This is a genomic window from Streptomyces sp. NPDC047515 (assembly GCF_040643055.1).
Lineage (GTDB): Bacteria > Actinomycetota > Actinomycetes > Streptomycetales > Streptomycetaceae > Streptomyces.
In genome coordinates this window covers 79,457-105,649 of the sequence record NZ_JBEYTM010000007.1, presented here as the reverse complement: position 1 = coordinate 105,649, position 26,193 = coordinate 79,457, and the positions used below count along the sequence as shown (strand labels likewise).

Sequence of the window (26,193 nt, the reverse complement as noted above, 5' to 3'; positions counted from 1 at the left end):
GGCGAGGAGTGAGCCGAACCATGCAGTGCCCCAAGTGCCACGCGCAGATGCACACGTACAACCGCAACGGCATACAGATCGAACAGTGCAGCGGCTGCCGGGGGATCTTTCTCGACTACGGCGAGTTGGAGACCCTGACCCGGATCGAGGCGCAGTGGACCCAGCAGGCCCCGCCTCCGCCGCCCGCCCCGCAGGCGTACCCGGCCGCCCCGGCTCCGGCCTGGGGTGCCCCGCAGCACCACGGCGGTCACTACCGGCACAAGAGCTTCGGCCACATGCTCTTCTCGTCCTGACCGGCCCGACACCGGTGCGTGCCTGATCAAAGGCCCGGAAACCGGTGCGAGCCCGATCGTGGGCCCGGCGGCTCCTCGGCCGGGCCCGCGATGCGTTCCGTCGGTCGGCCGCTCACTGGTGCGTGCGCATCGTGGAACGTGGAACGACGAAGCCCCGGTCGTCGAGACGACCGGGGCTTTCGGTGGTGCGCGATACTGGGATTGAACCAGTGACCTCTTCCGTGTCAGGGAAGCGCTCTCCCGCTGAGCTAATCGCGCAGGGTGAAACTGCGTGTACTGCGTGCGCGATACTGGGATTGAACCAGTGACCTCTTCCGTGTCAGGGAAGCGCTCTCCCGCTGAGCTAATCGCGCGGGGATCCTTGTGGATCAGTGGACGATACTGGGATTGAACCAGTGACCTCTTCCGTGTCAGGGAAGCGCTCTCCCGCTGAGCTAATCGTCCGTGGAGGTGGAGACGGGATTTGAACCCGTGTAGACGGCTTTGCAGGCCGTTGCCTCGCCTCTCGGCCACTCCACCAGGAGTGAGGGTTCGGGAAGATCCCCCACTTTCTGCGAGCGGACGACCAGGTTCGAACTGGCGACCTCAACCTTGGCAAGGTTGCGCTCTACCAACTGAGCTACGTCCGCTTGTCCTTCCCGGTCCGCTTGCGCGTCCCGGCGACGTGTTGAACTCTAGCGGATTCCCGGGCCAGTACAAAAACGCGTTTGTGCAGCGTGCTGAGGTGCGTTCGCCCCGGCGCAGGTCATCGGGCGCCGTCCTAGACTCAACGGCGTGCACGACCTCGCTCCAATGGCCCGCTTCGGCGGCCTCGTCGCCTCCGATCTCCAGGACGTGACCAGTGATCCCGCAGCCCTCGACTCGTCCGGCTTCTGGGCCGTATCCGCCGATTTCGAGGGCCGCCTCGTCTGCGCGCGATTCGGCACCGTACGCACCGAGGAGGTGCCCGCCCCGGTGCGCGGCGCCTGGCGCGGGCCCGCGGCCGGTGACTGGAACTCGTCCCTGGGCCGTGCCGCGTACACCGAGGGCGTACGGCTGATCCGCGCGTACATCGCGGCGGGCGAGGTCTATCAGGCCAACCTTTGCCGGGTGATGACCGCGGAGCTGCCCGACCCCGCCGCCGCGGACGTGGACGCGCTGACCTCGCTGCTCGCGCGCGGCAACCCCGCGCCGTACGCGGGAACGATCCGGCTGCCCGCGCACGGCGTGGAGATCGCCACCGCGTCCCCCGAACTGTTCCTGAAGCGCGACGGCCGGACCGTCGAGTCCGGACCGATCAAGGGCACCGGACGGACCGAGCACGACCTGCTGGAGAAGGACCACGCCGAGAACGTGATGATCGTCGACCTGGTCCGCAACGACCTCGGCCGGGTCTGCGCCACCGGATCGGTCACGGTCCCCGACCTCTGCGCGGTGGAGAAGCACCCCGGCCTCGTCCACCTCGTCTCCACCGTGCGCGGAGCGCTCGCCGAGGGCGTCGGCTGGCCCGAACTCCTCGCCGCCGCGTTTCCGCCCGGCTCCGTCACCGGGGCACCCAAGTCCAGCGCGCTCAGGATCATCGAAGAGCTGGAGACCGCGCCGCGGGGGCCCTACTGCGGCGGTATCGGCTGGGTCGACGCCGACCGCCGCACCGCCTCCCTGGCTGTCGGCATACGGACGTTCTGGATCGACCGGACAGCGGCCGCCCCGGTACTGCGCTTCGGTACCGGGGCAGGCATCACCTGGGGCTCCGATCCGGAGCGCGAATGGGACGAGACCGAACTCAAGGCGTCCCGACTGCTCGCTGTAGCGTCGGGCACTTACGAAGCGACGGGAAGGACGGCGTGATGAGGATTTGGGTCAACGGCGAACTGCGGGACGCCGACGACGCCCGGGTGTCCGTGCTCGACCACGGACTCACCGTGGGGGACGGCATCTTCGAGACGGTCAAGACCGTCGACGGCAGGCCCTTCGCCCTCACCCGCCACCTCGACCGGCTGACCCGCTCGGCCCGGGGCCTCGGCCTCCCCGAGCCCGACCTCGACGAGGTGCGCCATGCCTGCTCCGTCGTCGTGGAAGCCAATCCGATGGCGCTCGGCCGGCTGCGCATCACCTACACGGGCGGACTCTCCCCGCTCGGCTCCGACCGCGGGGACACCGGCCCCGGCCTCGTCGTCGCCCTGGGGGAGGCGAGGCGCCGCCCCGACACCACCGCCGTGATCACCGTCCCCTGGACGCGCAACGAACGCAGTGCGCTCGCCGGGCTGAAGACCACCTCGTACGCCGAGAACGTCGTCGCCCTCGCCCGCGCCCATGAGCACGGCGCGTCGGAGGCGCTCTTCGCCAACACGATCGGGCGGCTCTGCGAAGGCACCGGGTCCAATGTCTTCGTCGTGCTCGACGGACAACTGCACACCCCGCCGGTCGCCTCCGGCTGTCTCGCCGGGATCACCCGCGCGCTGGCCGTCGAGTGGACAGGGGCTCAGGAGACCGACCTGCCCTTCGATGTCCTGGAACGGGCCGAGGAAATCTTCCTGACCTCCACGCTGCGCGACGTGCAGGCCGTCCACCGGGTGGACGACCGGGTGCTGTCCGGCGGACCGGGCCCGGTGACGGCCAAGGCCATGCGGATCTTCGAGGAGCGGGCCGGAAACGACCTCGACCCGTAGGACCCGTACCTCGGATCGGTAAAACCGGGTGACGGGCCCGGGGCCGGCGGATAGAAAGTTCCCGATGACCACGACCCTCCGGCCCACCGGGCCGATCCAGCAAGGCGCCGACGGCGCGAAGAGCCGCGCGTACGACGTGTGCGACAACGGGCGGCCCGTCGGCGCCGTCGAGATCGGCACCGATCCGAGGTTCGGTGCGAAGGCCGGTGAGCTCCGCTCCCTGAGCATCGACGAGCCGAGCCGGCGGCGGGGGCGCGGCACCATAGCCGCGCTCGCCGCCGAAGAGGTGCTGCGCGGATGGGGATGCGGCCAGGTGTCCCTCTCGGTACCGGCGGGCAATGAGGGAGCCCAGCGGCTGGCCGCCGCACTCGGCTACACCGAACGCAGCCGGAACATGCTCAAGGACCTCGACCGGACGGCTCCGGGGCTCCCGGACGGTGTCGCCGCCCGCCCGATGAGTACCGAGGAGTTCGCGCAATGGCAGCGCACCAGCGTCGACACGTACGCGCAGTCCTGGATCGACCAGGGCGTCCCCGCCGAGCAGGCCCTGCAGAAGTCCCGGTCCGACCACGCCCGTAACCTGCCGAACGGCATCGGCACCGAGGGCATGCGTTTCCATGTGCTCGTGCACGAGGGCGCGGTCGTCGGTCACGTGTGGGTGTCGGTGCACGAAGACGGCCCGAGCGGGACGACCGGATTCGTCTTCGACGTCGAGGTGGACGAGGAGTACCGGGGCCGTGGCCATGGACGTGCCCTGATGTGGCAGGCCGAGCGCATCACGCTGGACGCGGGTGCCCATCGGCTGGGACTCCACGTCTTCGCGTCCAACACACCGGCCCTGCGGCTGTACGAGTCGCTCGGTTACCGGACGACTCGGTACAACCTGGCCAAAGCGTTGTAGGGCGTTCGGAAGTGGCCCCGCCGGCCCCCAGGGTGGGCGGCGCCACCGGCACGTCCCGGGGCCCCTCGGCTCAGTCCCGCTCGGCGAGCAGCCGGTCGGCGATCTCCTCGATGCGGTCGCGCAGCCCGTCCTGGCTCTTTCCGCCGTCCAGCCGCTCGTCACCGATCACATACGTCGGCGTGCCGGTGACCCCGATCGCCTTGCCCTCGGCCTGGTCGGCATCGACGATCAGCATGTGGCGTCCGTCGATCAGAGCGGTGTCCATCTCCTCCGCGTCCAGGCCGAGTTCCCGCGCCACCTCGATCAGGAGTGGTTCACCGGCGCGGCCGAGGTCGGCGGTGCGGGCGAGGACCGCCTCGATGTACGGCCAGCCCTTGCCCTGTTCCACCGCCTCCTCGGCCGCCTGCGCGGCGGCGTAGGCATGCTTGTGCTTCTCCAGCGGGAAGTGCCGCAGTCGCACCTCGATGCGGTCGCCGTACTTGGCCCGCAGGGCCCGCACATCGGCGAGGGACTGGTGGCAGTCGGGGCACTGCAGCTCGCACCAGAGGTCGAGGACGACAGGGGCCGCAGGGGTGGAATCGCTCATGCGGCCAGTCTCCCAGGGCTCCCGCGCGCGTCCCAATCGGCACCCGGTCCGGCGCCGGCCCGGGATGACGGCGATGCCGCCGAATCGGCACCTGGGGATGATCCCGGCCCTGAAATGTCCCCGATGTGGGCCCGGACCGTGGCCGCTCGGCCGGTGGGCGGTGCAGGATGGAAGGGACGTTTCCCCTTGCGCCCTGGAGGCCCTGATGCTTGCCGAGACCATCTGCTCCGCGGTGTCCGCGGCGGGCTTGGGCATCGCCGCCGTCACCGCGTACCGGAAGCGCTTCCTCACCGCGGCCCGGATCGCCGCCTACTCCCTGGTCCCGATCGGCCTGGTGCTCACCGGGGTCGTGGACTGGGTCGTCGGCATCGCCTTCAAGCCGAGTGTGTGGCTCGGCTTCGGGCTGCTGGCCGTGGCCTGGTTGCTGTTCATGACCACGCGTGCGATCGAGCGCCGCGGCCTGGGAACCCGCAAGGAGCGCAAGGCCGCCGCGCGCGCGGCGCAGGGCGGGGCCGTCGCCCCCGCGGCTTCGGCACCCTCCCTGGGGTCCGGACTCCCGGCGACCCGCGCGCAGTCCGGCGCGAAGGCGAAGCCGGAGCGGTCCGCCTCGTCGGGCGACGACTTCAGTGACATCGAGGCCATCCTGAAGAAGCACGGCATCTGACCCCTGCCCCCGCCGTCTCCCGGCGGGGGGCACGCGTGCCCCTGATGGTGAATCGATTCATGGATCACCTTGGCACCACCTTGACGATGTACGGGAGGCAGCCGGCGTCCGAGGCCGGATTGAAGCAAGTCATTGCGCAGTGGCGACAGCGGGTGGCGGCCCGGGACGACGCAGTTCCGCGCAACCGCGTCCGTACGATGGGGCGATGCCGCGGACCCGTGCGGCAGCGGGCATCAGTGGGGCAGGGCAAGTGGCGCGTGTGGCAGGGATCAAGGATGTGGCCCGGCAGGCCGGAGTCTCCGTGGGCACCGTGTCCAACGTGATCAACCGGCCCGAGGCGGTGCTGCCGGAGACCCGCGCCCGGGTGCTGGCGGCCATCGAGGAACTCGGGTACGTCCGCAGCGAGTCGGCCCGGCAGCTCAGGGCGGGCCGCAGCCGGATCATGGCCCTGCTCGTCCTCGACATGGGCAATCCCTTCTTCGTCGACGTGGCCCGTGGCGCCGAGCGCGCCGCCCGTGCGGCCGGCCTCGGCGTCATGGTCTGCAACAGTGGCCAGAGCCCGGCGGAGGAGGCCGAGTACCTCGGACTCTTCGCCGAACAGCGGGTATGCGGCGTGCTGGTCACCCCGGCCGACGCGACCGGCCGCAATCTGGAGGCGTTCAGCCGCCACCGGATCCCCTTCGTGCTGGTGGACCGGGTGGCATCGGGCGCGGGGACCTGCGCGGTCTCCGTCGACGATGTGCGCGGGGGTGCGCTCGCCGTCGGTCATCTGGTGTCGGCCGGGCACCGCTCGGTGGCCTACGTCAGCGGGCCCGGCGACCTCCACCAGATCAGGGACCGGCGCCAGGGTGCCCTGTCGGCGCTGGCCGACGCCGGACTGCCGCCCGAAGCACTCGTCGAGATCCCCTCCGACCGCCTGGACGTGGCCGCCGGCCGCGATGCCGGGGCCCGGCTGCTCGGTCTCGTCCCCCGGCCGACCGCGGTGTTCTGTGCCAACGATCTGCTCGCCCTCGGCGTGCTGCAGGCCCTGTACGCGGCGGGCGTGCGCGTGCCGCACGACATCGCCATCGTCGGCTACGACGACATCGAATTCGCCGCAGCCGCTGCCGTACCGCTCACCTCGGTCCGCCAGCCCGCGGTCGTGATGGGCCGGATGGCCGCGGAACTCCTGCTGGAGGAAGCGGACGACGAGGACGGCACTCACGAACATCGCGGCGTGGTGCTCCAGCCGGAGCTCGTGGTGCGCGCCTCCAGCGCGGCGCCCCGCTGAGACCGCGGCCCGCCGGCTGTGCCCCCGCTCCCGCCGTCCCGGTCCAACTGTGCGACCGCGGAACGGAGTCCGGTGATCCGATCGGCCCCGGGCCTTCCGGTGGTGCGTCGGTGACCGGTCGGGCCGTCTTCCCGCGGTTCGAGAATTCGGTAGGTACGGTGCGGCGTTGGGCGACGCCCGGGTCCGGGCGGGGCCGTTCACCGGCCGTCGGGCCGAAAACCTGACGGCCGATCGGACGTCAGGGCGATTCCCGTTCGGTACCTGGGTGGGGGAACTCCCCGTGTGAACAGGCGTGTTGATCGCCAACGGGGGCCGAACTGAGTCATGATCGTCCCGAGATGGTGGACACCTCCCCGGGCGATGCCCCCGCACCCCCTGCCGAAGAGCCGCGCGGCTGCCTCTTCGCGCTTTCCCAGCCCCCTCTGATGATCTTCCTCGCGGTGATCGGCAGCCTGCTGCTGATGGCCGCGGTGCATGATCTCTTCATGCTGTGAACGGTCAGCCGGCCGCTTCCTTGCGGCGCGCCCGGTACGCGGCCACATGCAGACGATTACCGCAGGTCCGGCTTGAGCAGTAGCGGCGGGAGCGGTTGCGGGAGAGGTCGACGAAGGCGTGGCGGCAGTCCGGCGCCTCGCAGCGCCGCAGCCGTTCCTGCTCGCCCGCCACCACGATGAAGGCCAGTGCCATGCCGCAGTCGGCCGCGAGGTGATCGGCGATCGAGGCGTCCGGCGCGAAATAGTGCACATGCCAGTCGTAGCCGTCGTGATTGCTGAGCTGCGGCGTGGTGCCGGCGGCGGCCACGAGGGCGTTGACGAGCGAGGCCGCGATCCGGGCGTCGTCCGTCGCGAAGATCGCGGCGAAACGCGCCCGCACGTCCCGTACGGCGCGCAGGTCCTTCTCGTGGAGCTCGCCCACGCCGCTGATGCGATGGCGCCGCGCGAAGTCGTAGAGCGCTTCGATACCGGCGAGCCCGTCGGCCGGCCCGGCTTCCGGCTGCCCGCTCGCCGGCGGCTCGCTCTCCGGTGCGGTGTTCAGCAGATCGACCACCGTGTCGAGGGCGATCCGGGTGTCGTGGGGGATCAGCACGCTTTCGCTCCCTGGCCTCCGGCGGGCGGGTGTCCGCCGATGCCGGCTGACTCTACTGGCTCGGCGACGGCGCACAGAGGGCCGAGAGGGCCCGTGACGGGTGCGGGGAACGCTTACCGGCCACCCGGTGGTACGTGTGGGGTGCGGGCGCCCGCCCGGGCCGAGAGGGGCCCTCCGGGGCTTCGGGGCTTGCATCCGTGCGTGTGCGGCCGCAGGGCGACGCGCGCCGACGCCGTCACCACGGTGGATTCCGTGATGACGGCGTCGGTGTCAGCCCTATGAGGTTGTCCGCGCGGCGCCGTCTCCCCGAGTCGGACGGCGCCGTGCAGCTCTCGGCCTGGCTCAGCTCTCGGCCAGGATGTGTGAGAGCTCCGTGTCGAGGTCGAAATGACGATGCTCGGTGCCCGGCGGAACTGCGGCGTCGGTCCGCTTCAGGAACGACTCCAGCGCCCTCGCCGGGGCTTCGAGCAGGGCTTCGCCCTCTGGGGAGCTCAGTGCGATGCAGACGACGCCCTGGCCGTGACTACGGGATGGCCAGACGCGGACGTCTCCGGTGCCGGTGGGCCGGTGCAGCCCCTCGGCAAGGAGGTCGCGGGCGAAAACCCATTCGACCGTTTCCTCCGCTCCGGTGTGGAAGGTGGCGTGCACGGCATAAGGATCGGCCGTGTCATACCGCAGGCCCGCGGGTACAGGCAGTGAGGACTCGCTCGACACAACGAGGCGCAGGTGCAGCTCGCAGCTGACCGTGGTGTTCATAAGCGCCAGGGCCTTTCGCTCAGTGTGCGCTCGGGGATTCGCACGTCGGCGAAATCGACATGCCACCTACGGTGGCGTTGTAAACCCCTCTGACCTTTTTATGGCCCTTCAGGTAGCTCGTACGGCGGTGTGTAACTTTGGGTTATGCGGCCATTCCGGTGACGAAGGCCGTTCCGGTAGGTTGGCTCCCATGAACGCGGAGAGCGACGAGCGGGACGGGGGCGCCGTACCGGCGAAACTGTTGTCCGCCGCGGGGGACGTGACGGAGGGTGTGACCAAGGAGGTCCGGAAGCTCGGCTCCCGGGCGCCCGGATTCATCAAGGCCTCCAGGGCGCTGCATCTGAGCTGGCAGGTCGGCGTCTTCGTGGTCGGCCTCGCGGTGGTCGTGGCGGGGATCATCATGCTTCCGCTGCCCGGCCCCGGCTGGCTGGTGATCTTCGGCGGCATGGCGATCTGGGCGACCGAGTTCGTGTGGGCGCAGCTGGTGCTGCGCTGGACCCGCAGGAAGGTCACCGAGGCCGCTCAGAGGGCGCTCGATCCCAAGGTCCGGCGGCGCAACATCATCCTCACGGTGACCGGTCTGGTGATCATCGTGGTGCTGGTGGGGATCTACGTCTGGAAGTTCGGCGTCATCATGCCGTGGAAGATCCACGAGTGACCCGGGCGTGGTCATGGGGCACCGCTGACATGGGGTAATGTTTGGCCTGCGCCCGGGCGATTAGCTCAGTGGGAGAGCGCTTCGTTCACACCGAAGAGGTCACTGGTTCGAACCCAGTATCGCCCACCCGGAACAGAGGGCCCGTGAGACCGCAGAGTCTCACGGGCCCTTTGCGTTTCTTCATCCACTCAAAGGGCCGTGGCTCATCTACTCAATGGGCCGTGGCCGCGCGCATGGAAGGAATCCACCCTTCGAGAAGAATCGTCCGGATATCGGGATCGGGGCGGACTTCCACGGCCGCCCTGCCGGATCACGGGAATTGACCGGAAGGAGTTCGGACTCCGGACCTCGCTGGGCAATGCATCCCGATGCCTTGCGGAACTCCGCGCATTCGATCAGCGCGAAAAGCGCCTGCCGTGCGAATGCCAGGGGCAGTCGGGCCGTGTCTGCGTCCTGTCCGGTACGCCCCGATGGACGCCCTGACGACCACCCGCCGGCCCGAGCCCGTCAAGGCCCCGGACCGGCCGCGCGGCACACCGTCAACGCATCCGGCCCAGAACCTCCTTCAGTCGTCGGGCATCGCGCAGCCGCTGCTCGTACGTCGCGCCGACCATCAGCAGCAGCACCCCGGCCAGGGCGGGCGGCAGCCAGCGCGGCAGCGCGCCGACGACCTGGACCACGTACGGCGCGAGTTCGTGCAGAGCGACCAGCGCCAGCACCGCACCACCGAGCAGCAGCAGCGCCTGCAGCCGCAGCCGCGCGCCCGCCAGGGTGATCACCAGCGCCGCCACGCCGAGCAGGAGTGGCCGCAACCAGTGCGGATCGACCCACGCCGTGAAGAGACTCGGCACCAACGTCGCGGCGAGACCCGCCCCGTACGCCGTCCACGACGACGCCTGCGGATCACGGCGCCGACGCAGCACACCGACCGCCAGGGCGGGCACTGTCACCGGGAGGGTGTACGCCTCCGGGACCGACACCCCCGAAGCCGACAGCCGCAGCCAGGCAGCCAGGACGAACAGCACCATCGCCAGAGGGCCAGCCACCGGCCGCCGCTCGGGCCGCACACCTGTGCCCGCCGCCAGCACTCCGCACAGCGCCAGCACCAGCGCGAGGAACGGCAGGTCCGGCACCGCCATGCCCACCGCCACCACACCCGCGACGCCGCCGGTCAGCTCGACCGACAGAGCGGGCGGGCGGCCCCGCAGCCGCGCCCCGAGGAGCGCGGTCACCGTGGGGACGACCAGCATGACCGGCGCCGCCCGATACCCGGCGAGCCCCAGCAACTCCCCGACCGCGCGGGCCAGCACCATCGCGCACATCACCGCGCCGCACGCGGGTACTGCCTGCACGAGCTGCGACGTCCGTACCGCCCGCACCGCCTGGACGGCAGGGAGCGGCGGCAGCGCCCGCGCCGCGGAAGCCGGGGCGCCGTCGAGCACCACCGCGGCCGCCCCGAACACCATCAGCAGCACCGTGAACGCCGCGTACGTCGCGACCTCCGTGGCGAGCGACAGCATCCCCGCGCCCGCCGCACCGATCAGACCGCACACCAGAGCGGTCGCCCCCACCCCGCCCGGCCCGCCGCGCAGACCGCGTACCGCGACCGCGAAGACACCGGCGACCAGCGCCAACTGCATCGACACGGCAGCGGCGTACGACAACCCCAGCACCGCGGGGAGGGCGGTGAGCCCTGCCCAGCCGAGCGCCACCGCGCCGGCCCCCGCCGGGGCCCGCCACGCGGGCCCCGGCGACAGCACCGGTCCGGCTGCCCGCGATACCCGCTCCCAGAACCGGTGCACAGCCCCCAGCAGACCGGCCACCGCCAGCAGCGCGACCGGCGCGGAGACCAGGTGGGACCACGTCGGCCCCTCGGTGCCCAGTGCTCCCCGGACGCCGCCGTCGGGCGCCCCCGACCACACCCGGAACAGTTGCGTCACGGTACCGATCAGCGACATGCCGACCGGCGGCAGCGCGGCCAGCACCGCCCCCGCGGTCACCGCGGCCGAGGCCCACACCAGCCCCTGTCCGACCGGGCGCGGCAGCGCAGCGCGCACCGCCGCCAGCAGCGCCACCCCGCACAGGAGATACACCGGCACCGACCAGTCCCAGGTCATCCCGGCACGCACCACTCCGCCCACCGCCGCCACCCCGCACAGCCCGGCCACCAGACCACCGGCCACCGCCTGCGCCGACGGTGCACGCCACGCCCCGAGGACCGCGACCGCCGCACCCGCGAGCAACAACGCGCCCGGCGCCGAAGCGGCCCACATCCCATCGGCGGACACCGACTGGCCCAGGGCCACCAGCAGCCCCACCAGACCCGTCGCCCAGCCACCGACGCAGGCCGTCACCCGTACCGCAACGCCTCTGCCCCACAAGGCGATCGCGCAGTCCGACGCGGCCGTCAGCAGCAGCGCCCAGCCGAACGCCGTGGCACCCGCACCCGCCGACCACGCCCAGAGCAGCAGCGGCAGCTGCGCGCTCACCACCGCGAGCGGCAGTGGCAGCCGGAGCCGGCCGAGAAGCAGTCCGTAGGCCGTCCACAGCGCGGCGAGCACCGCCGCGGCGACCGCGGCGAACCCGCGTCCGTCGGCCTCGGGCACGGCCACCCGGTGCAGCGCATACGCGTCCAGCACCGTCAGCACCGCCGCTAGGGCGGCGAGCGACTCGGCCGTCGAGGAGAGCCCGCGCCGCAGCAGCACGGCAGGAGCGGCCAGCGCCGCCACCGTCACCACCGCGAGTACCGCCGAGCGGCCCGCGATCCCCATGTCGCCCCAGCTCACCAGGGTGAACGCGACAGCCGCGACGGTCAGCAACAGACCGCCCAGGGTGAGCAGCACATTCTGCGCACTGCGCGGCGGTCCGGCCGGTGCACCGGGGCGTCCGGGCGGAGCCGCGAACGGCGGGGCGGGCGGCGCGGCGGACGGTGCGACCGGGCTCCCGAGCGCACTCAGCAGCCAGGCACGACGCATCAGCAACTGGGACCGGCGGGCGTCCAGCCGGGCCAGCTCACGATCGAGGAGCGCCAATTCCTCGGCGGGCGGCGGCACATGTTCCATGAACCGGAGTGTGGCGCGAGCCACAGGATCGGACATGCGCTCGGATACTCAGTTCCCCGGCTGAGTACGAGCAGACTGGGGTCATGGACTGGAGTCACTACCGATTCGTGAGTGTCTGGGACCTGCCGGGACCGCCCGACACCGTGTACGAGATCCTCGGACGCCCCGACGACTACCCGTGCTGGTGGCCGCAGGTCCGTGAGGTCACCTCGGTCGACGACATCACCGGTACCACCCGGATCCGCTCCTTCCTCCCGTACGACCTCGTCATGACCGTCCGCGAACGCCGCCGCGACCCCACGGCCCGGGTCCTCGAAGCGGCCCTCGGTGGGGACCTCGACGGCTGGGCCAGGTGGACGGTCACCGCGCGCGATGGCGGCAGCCGGGCCACCTACGAGCAGGAGGTCGTGGTCCGCAGACCGCTGATGCGACTCCTGGCGGTGCCAGGGCGCGTCGTGTTCCGGGCCAACCACGCCCTGATGATGCGAGCCGGACGCCGGGGCCTCACGGCCAGGCTGGGAGCGGTTTGAACCGGACCCGCCGGGCCCTGTATGGTTCAACCCGTTCCCGGGCGATTAGCTCAGTGGGAGAGCGCTTCGTTCACACCGAAGAGGTCACTGGTTCGAACCCAGTATCGCCCACCCGGGAGAGGCCGGTCCGTCAGCAGAATCGACGGACCGGCTTCTGCGTGTCCGGACCCGGAAGCCGTGCCGGCGTTCACCGGCCCGCCCGTCCGGTCACGCCGCGGTGGGAAGCTCCGGGCGCAGCGGCCACGCAGGATCCACCGTCTCCGCCGTGCCGTTCTTCGCGAACCACGCCTGGAGGCCCCGCGCCTGCGCCGCGTGCCAGACGGCTTGCAAGGTGTGCAGCTCCGGCGGCGTGAGCCGCTCCAGGCGGGTCGAGAAGCGCCGGGCCACCGCCCGTACCAGCTCCAGCGAGGCCGTCGCGTCGGCCGCCGCGTCATGTGCGCCGTCCAGCACCACGCCGTACAGCTCGCAGAGATCGGTGAGAGTGCGCCGCCCCTTGCGGTAGCGGTCCAGATGCTTGTCGAGCACGCGTGGATCCAGCACGCACAGCGGAGAGTTCTGCAGATAGCCGGCGAGCGACGACGCGCGATGGCGCCTCAGTTCGCGGTCCAGCAGCGTCAGATCGAACGGAGCGTTCATCACGACGAGCGGGCGGCCGGCCGCGCACTGCTCGCTCAGCGCGCGGGCTATCTCCTCCATCACCGGCGCCGGCCAACGGCCGTTGCGCTGGAGGTGATCGTCGGTCAGGCCGTGTATCTCGGTCGCCCCGACGGGTACCGGAACCCCCGGATTCACCAGCCAACGGGTGACGCGCACCCGTCCGCCCGCCGTGTCCTGGACGACCAGGGCGGCCGAAACGATCCGGTCCTCCTCGACGTCCACTCCCGTTGTCTCGGTGTCAAAAGCGGCCAGTGGCCCCTCGTACCAATGAGTCATCCCCGAACTCCTCGTGCCCGAACGGCAGATGGTGTGATTCCCCTGCCCGGTCCGGTGATACCCGCCCCCTTTGCCTGATACGCCGTTTGCGAGCCGTCCCGTGCGGTGACAACACAAGTGACGGGCAGGAGAGTTGCCCGTCGTCCCCGCTCCGAAGAACCGATCGGCACAGCCCGGAAGGCACACGCAGCCATGGCGCTCGCGAAGCCCGAACCGAGCGGGCTGTTGCCCCAGCGGATCGCACCGCTGCGCGGCACACTCGCCACCACCGCCTGCATGGAGACTCTTCAGGTGGGCTACCTGCACGCGGTCGCGGCCGCGGCCGGATGTTCGCTGTCGCAGCCCTTCCCCGACAACGGCATCGACTGGCACGTCAGCCACGGCGCCCCCGGTCATGCCGTGGACGACGAGGTGACCATCAAGGTGCAGCTGAAATGCACCTACCAGATTCCGCCGCAACCGCCGGGACCGACGTTCGCCTTCACGCTCGACAACGCACACCTCGTGAAGCTCGCCCGTACCCCCGTCTCGGTGCACAAGATCCTGGTCGTGATGATCGTGCCGCGCAGCCAGGACGACTGGCTGCGCGCCGGACACGACCGGCTCGACCTGCGGCACTGCTGTTACTGGACCAACTTGGCCGGCCACGCGGTGACGGGCCGGCACCGGACCACCGTGCGGATCCCGACCTCGCGCATATTCGACGATCGGGCGCTCTGCGAGATCATGACCCGCGTAGGGGCGGGAGGGAGACCCTGATGCACCGGTCGATGGACGATTCCGCCGACGAAGCGATCCCGTCGGCCACCCGCCCGCACCCCGGCGAATCCGCGGCGCCGTGGCCCACTGCCTCCCAGCCGCCCGGGGACGTCCCCGACCCCGGCCGTGTCGACCCCGTGGTCCTCGGCGCCCTGCTCGACCGGCACGGCTGGCGTCGCCGCGGCGGGGCGGCCGGGCGCTACAGCCGCTGGACGCCACCGGGACCACCGGCCCCGCCCGGCGGGGGTACGAGCCTCCTCGTCCCCGACACCACTGCCTTTCCCGACAGCGAGGACCTCCTCGGCGAGGCGCTGACCGCGCTCGCCCGCAGCGCCGCCCCCTCCGCCCGAGAGGTCCTGATCTCCCTCGCCGTGCCCAGCGACGAGATCCGCTGGTGGCGCGAGGCCCCCGAACCGGTCGGGGGAGTGGCCGGAGCGGCCAGCTGGACGGGCGCTGAACAGCTGCGCACCGCCGCCCGGCAGATCCTGCTCGCCGGAGCCCTGGCCGTGCGGGGACGCACCGGCTACCACGGGGCGCGCCACCGTCGCCGGGCGCGCGCGGCCCTCGAAGGCATCCTCGTCGGACCCGTGTCCGACGGGTGCGACCTCACCGCGTTCGTCCCCGTGGAACCGGACCGCGCCGTCGCCGTACGGCTCCACCACGCGTTGCACGCCACGCGCGACGCCGTGGACTACCAGCGGGCCACCGGGAGGCTCGAAGCCTTCGACGCCGCCGTCGAGGCGGGCGTCAGCCGGGAACTCACCGAGGCCCTCATCACACTCGTCCGGGGTTCGGAAGGGGTCGGCATCGCGCTGGATTGGGCGCCCGCCGCCGGGGTTCCCGAGGGCTGCCCGGCGCGCCCCGAGCCGGTGGAATTCTCCCCCGGGGACCTGCCCGCCCTGCGCCGGGCGGGCGCCCGCTACCTGAGGGAGGAGCCCGCGGTGACGGTACGGATCACCGGCGCCGTCGTCCGGCTGCGCCGCTCGGGACCGCGTGGCGCCGGAGTCGTGCGGCTGCGGGTGCTGGCCGGCGCCGAGGTGCCGCACGTACGGCTGGAGCTGGACGAGGAGGCGTACCGGATCGCCGGCCACGCCCACCTGGTCGGGCTGCCGGTCCGGGTGGAGGGCAGGCTGGAGAGCCGCGGCGGTTTCCGGCGGCTGACCCGGGCCTCGCAGGTGGTGCCGGTGCAGGTGGACGAGGCGGAACGGGACCGGCTGATGAAGGCGCTCCAGGAGAACGTCGACTATTTCGAGGAGGCCTGCACCGGCGAACAGTGACGTGGGGGCGTGCCGCGGGGGAGCGCGGGGCCTTCGCGGCTCAACCGTTTCGCAGAGGGGGCCCGCGGCTCGGTACGATTCGTATCGCACGCGCACCACGCATTGCGTGCGTACCCCCTGAGTCAGGAGAGACCGGTGTCAGACGTCCGTGTGATCATCCAACGCGATTCCGAGCGGGAAGAGCGCGTGGTGACGACGGGCACTACGGCTGCCGAGCTCTTCCCCGGCGAGCGCACCGTCGTCGCCGCCCGGGTCGCCGGCGAGCTGAAGGACCTCGCGTACGCCGTCGCCGACGGAGAGGTCGTCGAGCCTGTGGAGATCTCCTCCGAGGACGGCCTGAACATCCTCCGGCACTCCACCGCGCACGTCATGGCGCAGGCCGTGCAGGAGCTCTTCCCCGAGGCCAAGCTGGGCATCGGTCCGCCGGTCAAGGACGGTTTCTACTACGACTTCGACGTCGAGAAGCCGTTCACTCCCGAGGACCTCAAGGCCATCGAGAAGAAGATGCAGGAGATCCAGAAGCGGGGGCAGAGGTTCTCCCGCCGGGTCGTGACGGACGAGGCAGCCCGCGAGGAGCTGGCCGGCGAGCCGTACAAGCTGGAGCTCATCGGCATCAAGGGCTCCGACTCCGTCGAGAACGCCGGCGACGGCGCGGACGTCGAGGTGGGCGGCGGCGAGCTGACCATCTACGACAACCTCGACCCGAAGACCGGCGCGCTGTGCTGGAAGGACCTCTGTCGGGGTCCGCACCTGCCCACCACCCGGAACATCCCGGCGTTCAAGCTGATGCGGAACGCCGCGGCGTACTGGCGTGGCAGCGAGAAGAACCCCATGCTGCAGCGCATCTACGGCACCGCGTGGCCCACCAAGGACGAGCTCAAGGCGCACCTGGAGTTCCTGGAGGAGGCCGCCAAGCGCGACCACCGCAAGCTCGGCAACGAGCTGGACCTCTTCTCCTTCCCGGACGAGATCGGCCCCGGTCTCGCGGTCTTCCACCCCAAGGGCGGCATCATCCGCCGCGCCATGGAGGACTACTCGCGACGGCGTCACGAGGAGGAGGGCTACGAGTTCGTCTACTCCCCGCACGCCACCAAGGGCAAGCTCTTCGAGAAGTCCGGTCACCTGGACTGGTACGCCGACGGCATGTACCCGCCCATGCAGCTCGACGACGGGGTGGACTACTACCTCAAGCCGATGAACTGCCCGATGCACAATCTGATCTTCGATGCGCGCGGGCGCTCGTACCGTGAACTGCCGCTGCGCCTCTTCGAGTTCGGCACGGTGTACCGGTACGAGAAGTCCGGCGTGGTGCACGGACTGACCCGCTCGCGCGGCTTCACGCAGGACGACGCGCACATCTACTGCACCAGGGAGCAGATGGCGGAGGAGCTCGACCGGACGCTCACCTTCGTCCTGAACCTGCTCCGCGACTACGGCCTGACCGACTTCTACCTGGAGCTCTCCACCAAGGACCCGGAGAAGTTCGTCGGCTCGGACGAGGTGTGGGAGGAGGCGACCGAGACACTGCGCCAGGTCGCCGAGAAGCAGGGTCTGCCGCTGGTCCCGGACCCGGGCGGCGCCGCGTTCTACGGCCCGAAGATCTCGGTGCAGTGCAAGGACGCCATCGGCCGCACCTGGCAGATGTCGACCGTGCAGCTCGACTTCAACCTGCCGGAGCGCTTCGACCTGGAGTACACCGGCCCGGACGGCAGCAAGCAGCGCCCGGTCATGATCCACCGCGCCCTGTTCGGTTCCATCGAGCGCTTCTTCGCGGTGCTCCTGGAGCACTACGCGGGTGCGTTCCCGGTCTGGCTGGCCCCGGTCCAGGCGGTCGGCATCCCGATCGGCGACGCGCACATCCCGTACCTCCAGGAGTTCGCGGCCAAGGCCCGGAAGAAGGGGCTCCGAGTGGACGTGGACGCCTCCTCCGACCGGATGCAGAAGAAGATCCGCAACCAGCAGAAGGCCAAGGTGCCCTTCATGATCATCGCTGGCGACGAGGACATGGCGAACGGCGCCGTCTCCTTCCGCTACCGCGACGGATCGCAGGAGAACGGCATCCCCGTCGAGGACGCCCTCGCCAAGATCCAGAAGGCCGTCGAGGACCGCGTCCAGGTCTGACGGCCCCGGGCCCGGATCCGGCCCGCGCGGAGTCCGGGCCCGACGGCACGGAGTGAGAGGCCCCCGGAGCGCTACCCGCCCTCCGGGGGCCTCTTCTCGTCCTCCCGTCTGAACACGTGCAGCAACCACGACGAGAACGAACCGGTCACCGCCCCCAGCAGCCCCAGCCCGCAGGCCATCAGGCACGCCGCGACGACGCGGCCGCTCGGTGTGACCGGCACCGTGTCCCCGTACCCCACCGTCGTGAGCGTCTCGCACGCCCACCACGCCGCGTCGCCGAAGGTAACGATCGAGGCACCCTGTGCCAGGTGTTCCTGGTGGTACACGGCGAGTGCGGCGGAGAAGCCGAGCAGCAGAGCGGTCGCACTCGCGTATGCGATCACGCGGGCGTACAGGCTCAGCCGCGGCTGTTCCCTGCGGCGCTGGACCGCGGTGTAGACCCGGATCAGGCGCAGCGGGCGCAGCAGGGGAAGCAGCAGGACCAGCGTGTCCAGCCAGTGCACCCGGAAGAAGCGGTGACCGAGCCCGCTGAGGCGGAGTCGTACGACGTAGTCCGCGGCGAAGAGCAGCCAGGTGGCACAGACCAGGGCGAGGGCGAGGCCGCGCCAGGGCTCCGCGTCGTGGGGAACCAGTACGCGGACCGCATAACCGAGCAGGAAGAGCAGCGAGGCGCCGAAGAGCGGCAGTTCCGTGCGCTGCTCCCAGCGCCTGAAAGGAAGAGGGACGGATTCCGCGGGCTGGTCGCTCATCGCCTCAGCATCTCCGGGCCCTGACGGGTGCGGCCCCGGCGACACGCTGCCGAGGGCTGAAGCAATATGCTGATCGGCATGACGAGTGAGCCGGAACAGCAGATCGGAGTGGGGACGCCCGACGCGTTCCAGCGCCTGTGGACGCCCCACCGGATGGCGTATATCCAGGGCGAGAACAAGCCGACCGGTCCGGAGGCCGGCGACGGCTGTCCGTTCTGTGCGATCCCGTCGAAATCGGATGAAGACGGGCTTGTCGTCGCGCGCGGCGAGAAGGTGTACGCCGTGCTGAACCTGTATCCGTACAACGGCGGGCATCTGATGGTGGTGCCGTACCGGCATGTCGCCGACTACACGGAGCTGGACGGTCCGGAGACCATGGAACTGGCCGATTTCACCAAGCGTGCGATGGTGGCCCTGCGGGCGGCGTCGGGCGCGCACGGGTTCAACATCGGGCTGAACCAGGGTGCTTCCGCGGGAGCCGGTATCGCCGCGCACCTGCACCAACACTTGGTGCCGCGCTGGGGCGGCGACACCAACTTCATGCCGGTGATCGGGCATACGAAGGTGCTGCCGCAGCTGCTCGCCGATACGCGCACGATGCTGGCCGACGCCTGGCCCGCGGCCTGATCCGAGCTCTCGCTTCCGTGTGGGCGCCCCGCTCGTGCCGGGGCGCCCACACCGCGTCTACGCGTCGTACAGGTCGGCCTTGCGCGGGGTCGGGTCCTGCACGGCACCGCTCAGAATCATCGAGCGGTTGTCGAAGCGTTCGGTGTCGACGCCGTTCTCCTCCAGGACGCGCAGGGCGGCGGTGTGCACGGCGCGCAGGACGGGGGTGGCGGCGCGCATCGCGTCATCGGCCATGAAGCGGTGGCGCCACGGCTTCTCGGCCCAGGCGTGGCGCAGCCCGAACGGCTCGGGCAGGGCGATCTTGCCGCCCAGGTAGTCGAGGAGCGGCGGGTACCAGGTGAACGGGGCGCGCAGGGCGAGGCGGACGACCTCGCGGGGCTCGACCAGCGCGAGGGTGATGTCGCGGGTCTCCCAGAACCGGACGGTCTTGTTGACCGTCTTCGTCTTCGCCGACGGCTTGCTGGTGAAGAGCGAGTGGACCGGTCCGAGCGCGTGTCCGGTGACCTCGATGCGCAGGGTTTCGTAGAGCACGGTGACCGTGATCATCATGGTGATGACCAACTGACCGTCCCAGAGGGTGAACTGGACGCCCAGGTAGTGCCGGTCGCCGCCGCCGAACTGCTGGTGGTTGCAGATCCGCTGTATCTCGTGCGGCTTGACCTGGAAGGTGGCGACGTCCTCGCCGTCGGGGCGGGAGATCGAGTCGGCGTTCTCACCGACGGGTGACACGATCCAGTGGGTGACCGACGGAGTGGGGAATCCTCCGGTGTTCAGCGGGCCGCGCTCCAGCACCTTGAGCTGGTCGTGGATGGCCCGAATCAGGTCCCAGCTGCGGAACTGATGGAATTCCTTGCCGGGCTCCTTGGACACGAGCTCCTCGGCGAGCTGCCAGCTGCCCCAGCGGGTGCCCATGCCGAGGATTCCCTTGGGGCCCGCGTAGAAGACCGAGTTGGACTGCTGCTCGGCAGAGAGCTTCTCCAGGCCCTGGCGCAGTGCCTCGCGGGCGGTCTCGTTGGGGTTCTTGGGGACGGCCTCGGGGATCTTGGCGATGACGCCGCCGCCGGAGAGCAGCCCTTCCCAGCGGGCGCGCATGTCCTTGGCGGAGGACTCGGCGATCCGCTTGGCGAGGAGCCAGCCGACGACGGGGGCGACGATCATCGCCCGTGCGTAGAGCGCCAGGAATCCGGTGAGCGGCAGCTTGACCAGGAAGAACAGGGCCACGATGCCGACGACCGGGAGCAGGGCGTTGCCCAGGGCCGCGAGGGCCTTGTCCTTGGTGCCGCTGAGCCCGTCGCGCAGCCGGAAGGTGATGATCCACAGGAGCATTCCGGGCAGGAAGAGAAAGCCGAACAGGGCGGTGACGGCGGTCAGTTTGGTATCGCGTGCCCTGCGGAGGCGAGTCGCGGACAGGCAGTGCTCGACGACCATCCGCGGGTCGGTCCCGAAGGACTGGACGAGGGCCTTCCGGGCACCGCCCAGCATCCGCTCCTGGACGGCACGGGAGAACGCCTCACCGAGATTGGGCTTGAAGTAGTCGGACTTCAGGAATTTGGAACGGCCGACCTTCACTTCGGACTTGTGCCACTCGCTGTTGGCGTCAAGGATCTGCTCCACCGGGCTGTCGCGGTACGCGGCCGAGGCGAGGGCGTTCGTCGCCACCGCCTGTCCGCCCGAGCCCTGGAGCGGGATCTGCGCTCCAGGAGAGAAATCGAATCCGTCGTTGGCCACTGTCGCCCCCACTCGCCGCCAAGCATCTGCTCCTGCGGCTGTTTCCCAACTGCCGTGCCCGGCACACCTTCTGAGCTGGGACCACAGCGTATCGTCCGGATCAATACGGCGCCCGCCCTTGTGGACAAGGACGGGCGGCACAGTCGATTACGCGTCGTTCGGGTTGTTTTGCTGCTGTTCGCGGATGCGTTCCGCGAGCTGTGGAGGCATGGCTTCATGCCGGGCGTACGCCCGGTCGAACCGGCCGGCGCCATGGGACAGGGAGCGCAGGTCGATCGCGTACCTGCCGATCTCCAGTTCGGGCACCTCGGCCCGGACGAGGGTGCGTCCGGGGCCGGACTGCTCGGTCCCGATCACCCTGCCGCGCCGCCCCGACAGATCGCTCATCACCGGCCCGACGTAGCCGTCCGGGACCAGGACCTGGACCTCGGCGACGGGTTCGAGGAGCTGGATACGGGTGTCCGCGGCCGCTTCGCGCAGGGCCAGCGCGCCCGCCGTCTGGAACGCGGCGTCGGAGGAATCCACCGAGTGGGACTTCCCGTCCCGCAGGGTGACGCGTACGTCGACGAGCGGGTGTCCCGCCGCCACCCCGCGGGCAGCCTGGGCGCGCACGCCCTTCTCGACGGAGGGGATGAACTGGCGCGGCACCGCCCCGCCGACCACCTTGTCGACGAATTCGATGCCCGAACCCGGAGGCAGCGGTTCCACGTCGATCTCGCAGATGGCGTACTGGCCGTGGCCGCCGGACTGTTTCACATGCCGGCCGCGCCCGGTCGAGGGGGCGGCGAAGGTCTCCCGGAGCGACACCTTGTGGGGTATGGCGTCGACCTGGACGCCGTAGTGGCTGCGCAGCCGGTCCAGGGCCACGTCCTGGTGTGCCTCGCCGAGGCACCACAGAACCACCTGGTGGGTGTCCTGGTTCTGTTCGAGGCGCATGGTCGGGTCCTCGGCGACGAGCCGGGAGAGTCCCTGGGAGAGCTTGTCCTCGTCGGCCTTGCTGTGTGCCTCGATGGCGAGCGGCAGCAGCGGGTCGGGCGCCGTCCAGGGGTCCATCAGCAGCGGCCGGTCCTTGGCGGAGAGGGTGTCCCCGGTCTCGGCGTCGCCCAGTTTGGCGACGCAGGCCAGATCTCCGGCGATGCACGCCGTGAGGGGACGCTGCTGTTTGCCGAAGGGGGAGGAGAGCGCGCCGACGCGGATCTCCGCCTCGTGGAAGGGCCGCGGCTCGTGGCCGGGGGCGGTCAGGCCGTGCCCGAACACGTGGACGGTTTCGTCGGGACGCAGGGTGCCGGAGAAGACGCGGACGAGCGAGACCCGGCCGACGTAGGGGTCGGAGGCGGTCTTGACGACCTCGGCGACCAGCGGACCCCGCGGGTCGCAGGTCAGGACGGGCCGAGGGGCCCCGTGCAGGGGGGTGACCTCGGGCAGCGGACGCTCCAGCGGGGTGGGGAAGCCGCCCGTGATCAGGTCCAGCAGTTCGACCGTGCCGATGCCCTGGCGGGCGCCTTCGGCGGCGGGGGCCGCGGTGAGCACGGGGTGGAAGGCGCCGCGGGCGACAGCGCGTTCCAGATCGTCGACGAGTGTTTTGATGTCGATCTGTGCCCCGTCCAGGTACCGGTCCATCAGGGTCTCGTCCTCGCTCTCCGCGATGATTCCCTCGATGAGCCGGTTGCGGGCCTCCTGGAGCCGGGGCTGCTGGGCGTCGGCGGGTGGGGTCTCCCGTCGCTCGCCCGAGGAGTAGTCGAAGATCCGCTGGGTGAGCAGTCCGGTGAGCCCGGTGAGCGGCGCGTGCCCGTCGGGGCCCTCGGAGCCGAGGACGGGCAGATAGAGCGGGAGTACGGCGTCGGGGTCGTCGCCGCCGAAGATCTCTCCGCAGACCCGGGTCATCTCGTCGAACGAGGTGCGCGCCGTGTCGAGGTGGGTGACGACGATCGCCCGGGGCATGCCCACGGCGGCGCACTCCTCCCACACAGCGCGGGTGGCGCCCGCCACGGCATCGGCCTCCTGGGCGGCGGACACCACGAACAGGGCCGCGTCCGCCGCCCGCAGACCGGCCCTGAGCTCCCCGACGAAATCGGCGTATCCGGGGGTGTCCAGCAGATTGATCTTGTACCCGTCCCATTCGACGGGCACCAGGGAGAGCTGTACGGAACGCTGCTGGCGGTGCTCGATCTCGTCGTAGTCGGAGACCGTGGCGCCGTCTTCGACGCGGCCGGCCCGGTTGACCGCCCCGGCGGCCAGTGCGAGGGCCTCGACGAGGGTGGTCTTGCCGGAGCCGCTGTGGCCGACCAGCACCACATTCCGTACGGATGAGGGCCGGTCGGCCGTCGCTGCCCTGCCGGCGGCCCCGGTGTGTGCGTGTGTCCTGTCGCCCATGATGCGTGCCTCCCAGTGAGTGGCGCGGAGCGGGAAGAAGAACCGGCGCGATGGGGGAGAAGATGCTCGGGCATGTCCAGCCGCCGCGGCGGCCACGGCGACGCCCGCGGTAATTCGAGCTTTCCACTCGGGCCGGATTGCGTCCATACGTCGTGCCCCGCCGCGCGAGGCCGGGTGCCCGGACGGTGGAGTGCGGCGGGCGTGACTACGATGGGCCAGCCGGTGGCTAAGGGGCCGCTCGGCCCACCGACCCTCGGGAAGGCCATGCTGAACAAGTACGCGCGTGCATTTTTCACGCGTGTCCTCACACCGTTCGCCGCACTGTTGCTCCGTCTCGGCGTGAGCCCTGACGCGGTCACTCTGATCGGTACGGCCGGGGTGATGGCAGGTGCGCTGGTCTTCTTCCCGATGGGAGAGTTCTTCTGGGGCACGATCGTCATCACGATCTTCGTGTTCTCCGACCTCGTCGACGGCAACATGGCCCGGCAGGCCGGCATCTCCAGTCGTTGGGGCGCGTTCCTGGACTCGACCCTGGACCGGGTCGCCGACGGGGCGATTTTCGGCGGGTTCGCGCTCTGGTACGCGGGCAAGGGCGACGACAACGTGCTGTGCGCGGTCGCGATCTTCTGCCTGGCGAGCGGCCAGGTGGTCTCGTACACGAAGGCGCGCGGCGAGTCGATCGGGCTGCCGGTCGCGGTCAACGGGCTCGTGGAGCGCGCCGAGCGGCTGGTGATCTCACTGGTCGCAGCCGGATTCGCCGGTCTCCACAAGTTCGGCGTCCCGGGGATCCAGATCCTGCTGCCGATCGCGCTGTGGATCGTCGCCGCGGGCAGTCTGGTGACGCTCGTGCAGCGGGTCGTGACCGTACGCCGCGAGTCCGCGGAGGCCGATGCGGCCGATGCGGCCAAGGCCGCCGCTGCGGACCGGGGGAGCGGGGCCGCGCAGTGAGCGGCGCACCGGGCGAGGCGCGAACCGGCCTGCGGGACCGGCTGACCGACGGGCTGTACGGGCTCGGCTGGGCGGCGGTGAAGCAGCTCCCCGAACCGGCCGCCCGCGCTCTCTTCCGCACCATCGCCGACCAGGCGTGGAAGCGCCGGGGCAAGGGCGTGCTGCGGCTGGAGTCGAATCTGGCGCGAGTGGTGCCCGGGGCGACCCCGGCTGGGCTCGCCGCTCTCTCCAAGGCCGGGATGCGCTCGTACATGCGCTACTGGATGGAGTCGTTCCGGCTGCCCACCTGGAGCCCGGAGCGGATCAAGGCGTCCATAGAGGTGACGGACGCGTACCGGCTGACCGACGGGCTGGAGGCCGGCCGCGGCGTCATCCTCGCCCTCCCGCACCTGGGGAACTGGGACCTCGCGGGAGCGTGGGTCACCACCGACCTCAAGGTGCCCTTCACCACGGTCGCGGAGCGGCTCAAACCCGAGACGCTGTACGACCGGTTCGTGGCCTACCGCGAGGGGCTCGGCATGGAGGTCCTGCCGCACAGTGGCGGCGCGGCCTTCGGCACCCTGGCGCGGCGGCTGCGCGCGGGCGGCCTGGTCTGTCTGGTCGCCGACCGCGATCTGTCGGCGTCCGGCGTCGAGGTGACGTTCTTCGGCGACACCGCGCGCATGCCCGCCGGACCGGCGCTGCTGGCCCAGCAGACCGGGGCCCTGCTCCTGCCGGTTACACTCAGTTATGACGACACGCCCGTGATGAAGGCGCGCATCCATCCGCCGATCGAGGTACCGGAGTCAGGCAGTCGTGCGGAGATGACGTCCTCGATGACACAGGCGCTGGCCGATGCCTTCGCCGTCGGGATCGCCGAGCATCCGGAGGACTGGCACATGCTGCAGCGGCTCTGGTCGGCCGACCTGGAGAACCGGGAGGACCGACCGTGAAGATCGGCATCGTGTGTCCGTACTCCTGGGACGTCCCGGGCGGCGTGCAGTTCCACATCCGGGACCTGGCCGAACACCTGATCCGTCTGGGACATCAGGTGTCGGTGCTGGCGCCCGCCGACGACGAGACGCCGCTGCCGCCGTACGTGGTCTCGGCCGGCCGGGCCGTGCCCGTCCCGTACAACGGCTCCGTGGCCCGGCTGAACTTCGGCTTCCTCTCGGCCGCCCGGGTGCGCCGCTGGCTGCACGACGGCACCTTCGACGTGATCCACATCCATGAGCCGACCTCGCCCTCGCTGGGCCTGCTCGCCTGCTGGGCCGCGCAGGGACCGATCGTCGCCACCTTCCACACCTCCAACCCGCGCTCCCGGGCCATGATCGCCGCGTACCCGATCCTGCAGCCCGCGCTGGAGAAGATCAGCGCGCGCATCGCGGTGAGCGAGTACGCGCGCCGGACCCTGGTCGAGCACCTGGGCGGCGACGCGGTCGTCATCCCGAACGGGGTCGACGTCGACTTCTTCGCCGAGGCCGAACCCAAGGCCGAGTGGCAGTCGAAGGGGGCGCGAGGCCCGCTTGAGGGTGCTGGTGGGAGACGGGAGGGTGGCACGATCGGCTTCATCGGGCGCATCGACGAGCCCCGCAAGGGCCTGCCCGTCCTGATGAGGGCGCTGCCCGCGATCCTCGGCGCATGCCCGGACACCCGGCTGCTGGTGGCGGGCCGGGGTGACGAGGAGGAGGCCGTCGCCTCGCTGCCCGGGGAGATGCGAGGACGCGTCGAATTTCTCGGCATGGTGAGCGACGAGGACAAGGCACGGCTGCTGCGCAGCGTCGATCTGTACGTCGCCCCCAACACGGGCGGCGAGAGCTTCGGCATCATCCTGGTCGAGGCGATGTCAGCCGGCGCGCCGGTCCTCGCGAGCGATCTGGACGCGTTCGCGCAGGTCCTGGACCTGGGCTCGGCGGGCGAACTCTTCGCCAACGAGGACGCCGACGCGCTGGCGGCGGCGGCGATCCGGCTGCTCGGCGACTCGGAGCGGCGTGCCGAGCTGCGTGAGCGGGGCGCGGCGCACGTGCGGCGCTTCGACTGGTCGACGGTCGGGGCGGACATCCTCGCCGTGTACGAGACGGTGACGGACGGAGCGGCATCGGTGGCGGCCGACGAGCGCACGGGCCTGCGGGCACGCTTCGGACTGGCGCGGGACTGAGAGCTGTCCCGTAATCCCTCGGCGGGCGCGCAGGGTATTTCGCCCGGATCATGCCGGGCTCGCGCGCCCCGGTGCCGCAGTGGCCGG

Annotated in this window: 24 protein-coding genes and 7 tRNA genes; 18 read left to right on the top strand and 13 right to left on the bottom strand. The window is 70.8% G+C overall.

Features of this window, described 5'->3' with window-relative positions; genetic code table 11:
* The first annotated feature begins 20 nt into the window (after positions 1 to 20).
* Entirely contained in the window at positions 21 to 293 is a 273-nt protein-coding gene (locus ABZ826_RS08275; protein WP_361444074.1) for a zf-TFIIB domain-containing protein, read from the top strand.
* A 183-nt stretch (positions 294 to 476) separates the two neighbouring features.
* Here ABZ826_RS08275 and ABZ826_RS08270 read toward each other — a convergent pair.
* From ABZ826_RS08270 to ABZ826_RS08250, 5 genes are all read right to left on the bottom strand, one after another.
* A tRNA-Val gene (locus ABZ826_RS08270) sits at positions 477 to 551 on the bottom strand.
* A 23-nt stretch (positions 552 to 574) separates the two neighbouring features.
* Positions 575 to 646, bottom strand: a tRNA-Val gene (locus tag ABZ826_RS08265).
* A gap of 19 nt (positions 647 to 665) precedes the next feature.
* Positions 666 to 737, bottom strand: a tRNA-Val gene (locus tag ABZ826_RS08260).
* A gap of 1 nt (position 738) precedes the next feature.
* Positions 739 to 812, bottom strand: a tRNA-Cys gene (locus tag ABZ826_RS08255).
* A 37-nt stretch (positions 813 to 849) separates the two neighbouring features.
* Positions 850 to 922: transfer RNA gene (locus tag ABZ826_RS08250), tRNA-Gly, on the bottom strand.
* Between the two features lie 163 nt (positions 923 to 1,085).
* Between ABZ826_RS08250 and ABZ826_RS08245 the strand changes: the two genes are divergently transcribed.
* The 3 genes from ABZ826_RS08245 to ABZ826_RS08235 all read left to right on the top strand — a co-directional run bounded on the left by ABZ826_RS08245 (position 1,086) and on the right by ABZ826_RS08235 (position 3,842).
* Positions 1,086 to 2,120 carry a chorismate-binding protein gene (locus ABZ826_RS08245; protein ID WP_361444388.1) on the top strand — a complete coding sequence of 345 codons (1,035 nt, stop codon included), beginning with the start codon at positions 1,086 to 1,088 and terminating at the stop codon, positions 2,118 to 2,120.
* Positions 2,120 to 2,941: an aminodeoxychorismate lyase gene (locus ABZ826_RS08240; protein ID WP_361444071.1), complete on the top strand. Its 822-nt coding sequence runs from the start codon at positions 2,120 to 2,122 to the stop codon at positions 2,939 to 2,941. The genes ABZ826_RS08245 and ABZ826_RS08240 overlap by 1 nt, the downstream gene beginning before the upstream one ends.
* Positions 2,942 to 3,005: 64 nt before the next feature.
* Positions 3,006 to 3,842 carry a GNAT family N-acetyltransferase gene (locus ABZ826_RS08235; protein ID WP_361444068.1) on the top strand — a complete coding sequence of 279 codons (837 nt, stop codon included), beginning with the start codon at positions 3,006 to 3,008 and terminating at the stop codon, positions 3,840 to 3,842.
* Positions 3,843 to 3,912: 70 nt separating this feature from the next.
* Here ABZ826_RS08235 and ABZ826_RS08230 read toward each other — a convergent pair whose 3' ends face one another.
* Positions 3,913 to 4,428, bottom strand: a complete 516-nt coding sequence (locus tag ABZ826_RS08230) for a DsbA family protein (protein ID WP_361444065.1) — start codon at positions 4,426 to 4,428, stop codon at positions 3,913 to 3,915.
* Positions 4,429 to 4,633: 205 nt separating this feature from the next.
* Between ABZ826_RS08230 and ABZ826_RS08225 the strand changes: the two genes are divergently transcribed.
* The 3 genes from ABZ826_RS08225 to ABZ826_RS08215 all read left to right on the top strand — a co-directional run bounded on the left by ABZ826_RS08225 (position 4,634) and on the right by ABZ826_RS08215 (position 6,856).
* Positions 4,634 to 5,092, top strand: coding sequence for a hypothetical protein (locus ABZ826_RS08225; RefSeq protein WP_361444062.1), 459 nt, complete (start codon positions 4,634 to 4,636; stop codon positions 5,090 to 5,092).
* Between the two features lie 250 nt (positions 5,093 to 5,342).
* Positions 5,343 to 6,362, top strand: a complete 1,020-nt coding sequence (locus tag ABZ826_RS08220) for a LacI family DNA-binding transcriptional regulator (protein ID WP_361444385.1) — start codon at positions 5,343 to 5,345, stop codon at positions 6,360 to 6,362.
* Positions 6,363 to 6,700: 338 nt separating this feature from the next.
* Positions 6,701 to 6,856, top strand: coding sequence for a hypothetical protein (locus ABZ826_RS08215; RefSeq protein WP_351074278.1), 156 nt, complete (start codon positions 6,701 to 6,703; stop codon positions 6,854 to 6,856).
* A gap of 4 nt (positions 6,857 to 6,860) precedes the next feature.
* On the opposite strand, the gene ABZ826_RS08210 is transcribed toward ABZ826_RS08215, so the two are convergent.
* Both ABZ826_RS08210 and ABZ826_RS08205 read right to left on the bottom strand, forming a co-directional pair.
* Complete coding sequence (locus tag ABZ826_RS08210; RefSeq protein WP_361444059.1) at positions 6,861 to 7,448, bottom strand: CGNR zinc finger domain-containing protein; 588 nt, start codon at positions 7,446 to 7,448, stop codon at positions 6,861 to 6,863.
* A gap of 342 nt (positions 7,449 to 7,790) precedes the next feature.
* Positions 7,791 to 8,204 (bottom strand): SsgA family sporulation/cell division regulator, encoded by a 414-nt coding sequence (locus ABZ826_RS08205; RefSeq protein ID WP_003959770.1) that lies wholly within the window; start codon positions 8,202 to 8,204, stop codon positions 7,791 to 7,793.
* Positions 8,205 to 8,394: 190 nt separating this feature from the next.
* Between ABZ826_RS08205 and ABZ826_RS08200 the strand changes: the two genes are divergently transcribed.
* Positions 8,395 to 8,862: a TIGR02611 family protein gene (locus ABZ826_RS08200; protein ID WP_361444056.1), complete on the top strand. Its 468-nt coding sequence runs from the start codon at positions 8,395 to 8,397 to the stop codon at positions 8,860 to 8,862.
* 54 nt (positions 8,863 to 8,916) lie between these two features.
* Positions 8,917 to 8,988: transfer RNA gene (locus ABZ826_RS08195), tRNA-Val, on the top strand.
* Positions 8,989 to 9,401: 413 nt separating this feature from the next.
* Here ABZ826_RS08195 and ABZ826_RS08190 read toward each other — a convergent pair.
* Positions 9,402 to 11,924: a hypothetical protein gene (locus ABZ826_RS08190; protein WP_361444053.1), complete on the bottom strand. Its 2,523-nt coding sequence runs from the start codon at positions 11,922 to 11,924 to the stop codon at positions 9,402 to 9,404.
* 83 nt (positions 11,925 to 12,007) lie between these two features.
* On the opposite strand from ABZ826_RS08190, the gene ABZ826_RS08185 reads away from it, so the two are divergent.
* On the top strand, positions 12,008 to 12,454 hold the full coding sequence (locus ABZ826_RS08185) for an SRPBCC family protein (RefSeq protein WP_361444050.1): 447 nt from the start codon (positions 12,008 to 12,010) through the stop codon (positions 12,452 to 12,454).
* Positions 12,455 to 12,493: 39 nt separating this feature from the next.
* Positions 12,494 to 12,565: transfer RNA gene (locus tag ABZ826_RS08180), tRNA-Val, on the top strand.
* Positions 12,566 to 12,661: 96 nt separating this feature from the next.
* Here ABZ826_RS08180 and ABZ826_RS08175 read toward each other — a convergent pair.
* Positions 12,662 to 13,387 (bottom strand): 3'-5' exonuclease, encoded by a 726-nt coding sequence (locus tag ABZ826_RS08175; protein ID WP_361444047.1) that lies wholly within the window; start codon positions 13,385 to 13,387, stop codon positions 12,662 to 12,664.
* A 192-nt stretch (positions 13,388 to 13,579) separates the two neighbouring features.
* Between ABZ826_RS08175 and ABZ826_RS08170 the strand changes: the two genes are divergently transcribed.
* The 3 genes from ABZ826_RS08170 (at position 13,580) to thrS (ending at position 17,544) form a co-directional block, all read left to right on the top strand.
* Positions 13,580 to 14,146: a DUF4365 domain-containing protein gene (locus ABZ826_RS08170; protein WP_361444044.1), complete on the top strand. Its 567-nt coding sequence runs from the start codon at positions 13,580 to 13,582 to the stop codon at positions 14,144 to 14,146.
* On the top strand, positions 14,146 to 15,423 hold the full coding sequence (locus tag ABZ826_RS08165; protein WP_361444041.1) for a hypothetical protein: 1,278 nt from the start codon (positions 14,146 to 14,148) through the stop codon (positions 15,421 to 15,423). The genes ABZ826_RS08170 and ABZ826_RS08165 overlap by 1 nt, the downstream gene beginning before the upstream one ends.
* A gap of 135 nt (positions 15,424 to 15,558) precedes the next feature.
* Complete coding sequence (thrS, locus tag ABZ826_RS08160; protein WP_361444038.1) at positions 15,559 to 17,544, top strand: threonine--tRNA ligase; 1,986 nt, start codon at positions 15,559 to 15,561, stop codon at positions 17,542 to 17,544.
* A gap of 71 nt (positions 17,545 to 17,615) precedes the next feature.
* Here the strand turns inward: thrS and ABZ826_RS08155 are convergent, their stop codons facing one another.
* Positions 17,616 to 18,293, bottom strand: coding sequence for a potassium channel family protein (locus ABZ826_RS08155; protein ID WP_361444035.1), 678 nt, complete (start codon positions 18,291 to 18,293; stop codon positions 17,616 to 17,618).
* A gap of 66 nt (positions 18,294 to 18,359) precedes the next feature.
* Between ABZ826_RS08155 and ABZ826_RS08150 the strand changes: the two genes are divergently transcribed.
* On the top strand, positions 18,360 to 18,920 hold the full coding sequence (locus ABZ826_RS08150; protein ID WP_361444032.1) for an HIT domain-containing protein: 561 nt from the start codon (positions 18,360 to 18,362) through the stop codon (positions 18,918 to 18,920).
* Between the two features lie 57 nt (positions 18,921 to 18,977).
* Here the strand turns inward: ABZ826_RS08150 and ABZ826_RS08145 are convergent, their stop codons facing one another.
* Together ABZ826_RS08145 and ABZ826_RS08140 are read right to left on the bottom strand one after the other, a co-directional pair.
* A complete protein-coding gene (locus ABZ826_RS08145) occupies positions 18,978 to 20,648 on the bottom strand; it encodes a hypothetical protein (protein ID WP_361444382.1) in 1,671 nt (556 codons plus the stop codon).
* 147 nt (positions 20,649 to 20,795) lie between these two features.
* Complete coding sequence (locus ABZ826_RS08140; RefSeq protein WP_361444029.1) at positions 20,796 to 23,021, bottom strand: elongation factor G-like protein EF-G2; 2,226 nt, start codon at positions 23,019 to 23,021, stop codon at positions 20,796 to 20,798.
* Between the two features lie 264 nt (positions 23,022 to 23,285).
* Between ABZ826_RS08140 and pgsA the strand changes: the two genes are divergently transcribed.
* The 3 genes from pgsA to ABZ826_RS08125 are packed head-to-tail and all read left to right on the top strand — an operon-like array spanning position 23,286 to position 26,106.
* Positions 23,286 to 23,969 carry a phosphatidylinositol phosphate synthase gene (gene pgsA / locus ABZ826_RS08135; protein ID WP_361444379.1) on the top strand — a complete coding sequence of 228 codons (684 nt, stop codon included), beginning with the start codon at positions 23,286 to 23,288 and terminating at the stop codon, positions 23,967 to 23,969.
* Positions 23,966 to 24,901 (top strand): phosphatidylinositol mannoside acyltransferase, encoded by a 936-nt coding sequence (locus tag ABZ826_RS08130; RefSeq protein ID WP_361444026.1) that lies wholly within the window; start codon positions 23,966 to 23,968, stop codon positions 24,899 to 24,901. The genes pgsA and ABZ826_RS08130 overlap by 4 nt, the downstream gene beginning before the upstream one ends.
* Positions 24,898 to 26,106: a glycosyltransferase family 4 protein gene (locus ABZ826_RS08125; protein WP_361444023.1), complete on the top strand. Its 1,209-nt coding sequence runs from the start codon at positions 24,898 to 24,900 to the stop codon at positions 26,104 to 26,106. The genes ABZ826_RS08130 and ABZ826_RS08125 overlap by 4 nt, the downstream gene beginning before the upstream one ends.
* The last annotated feature ends 87 nt before the right edge of the window (positions 26,107 to 26,193 follow it).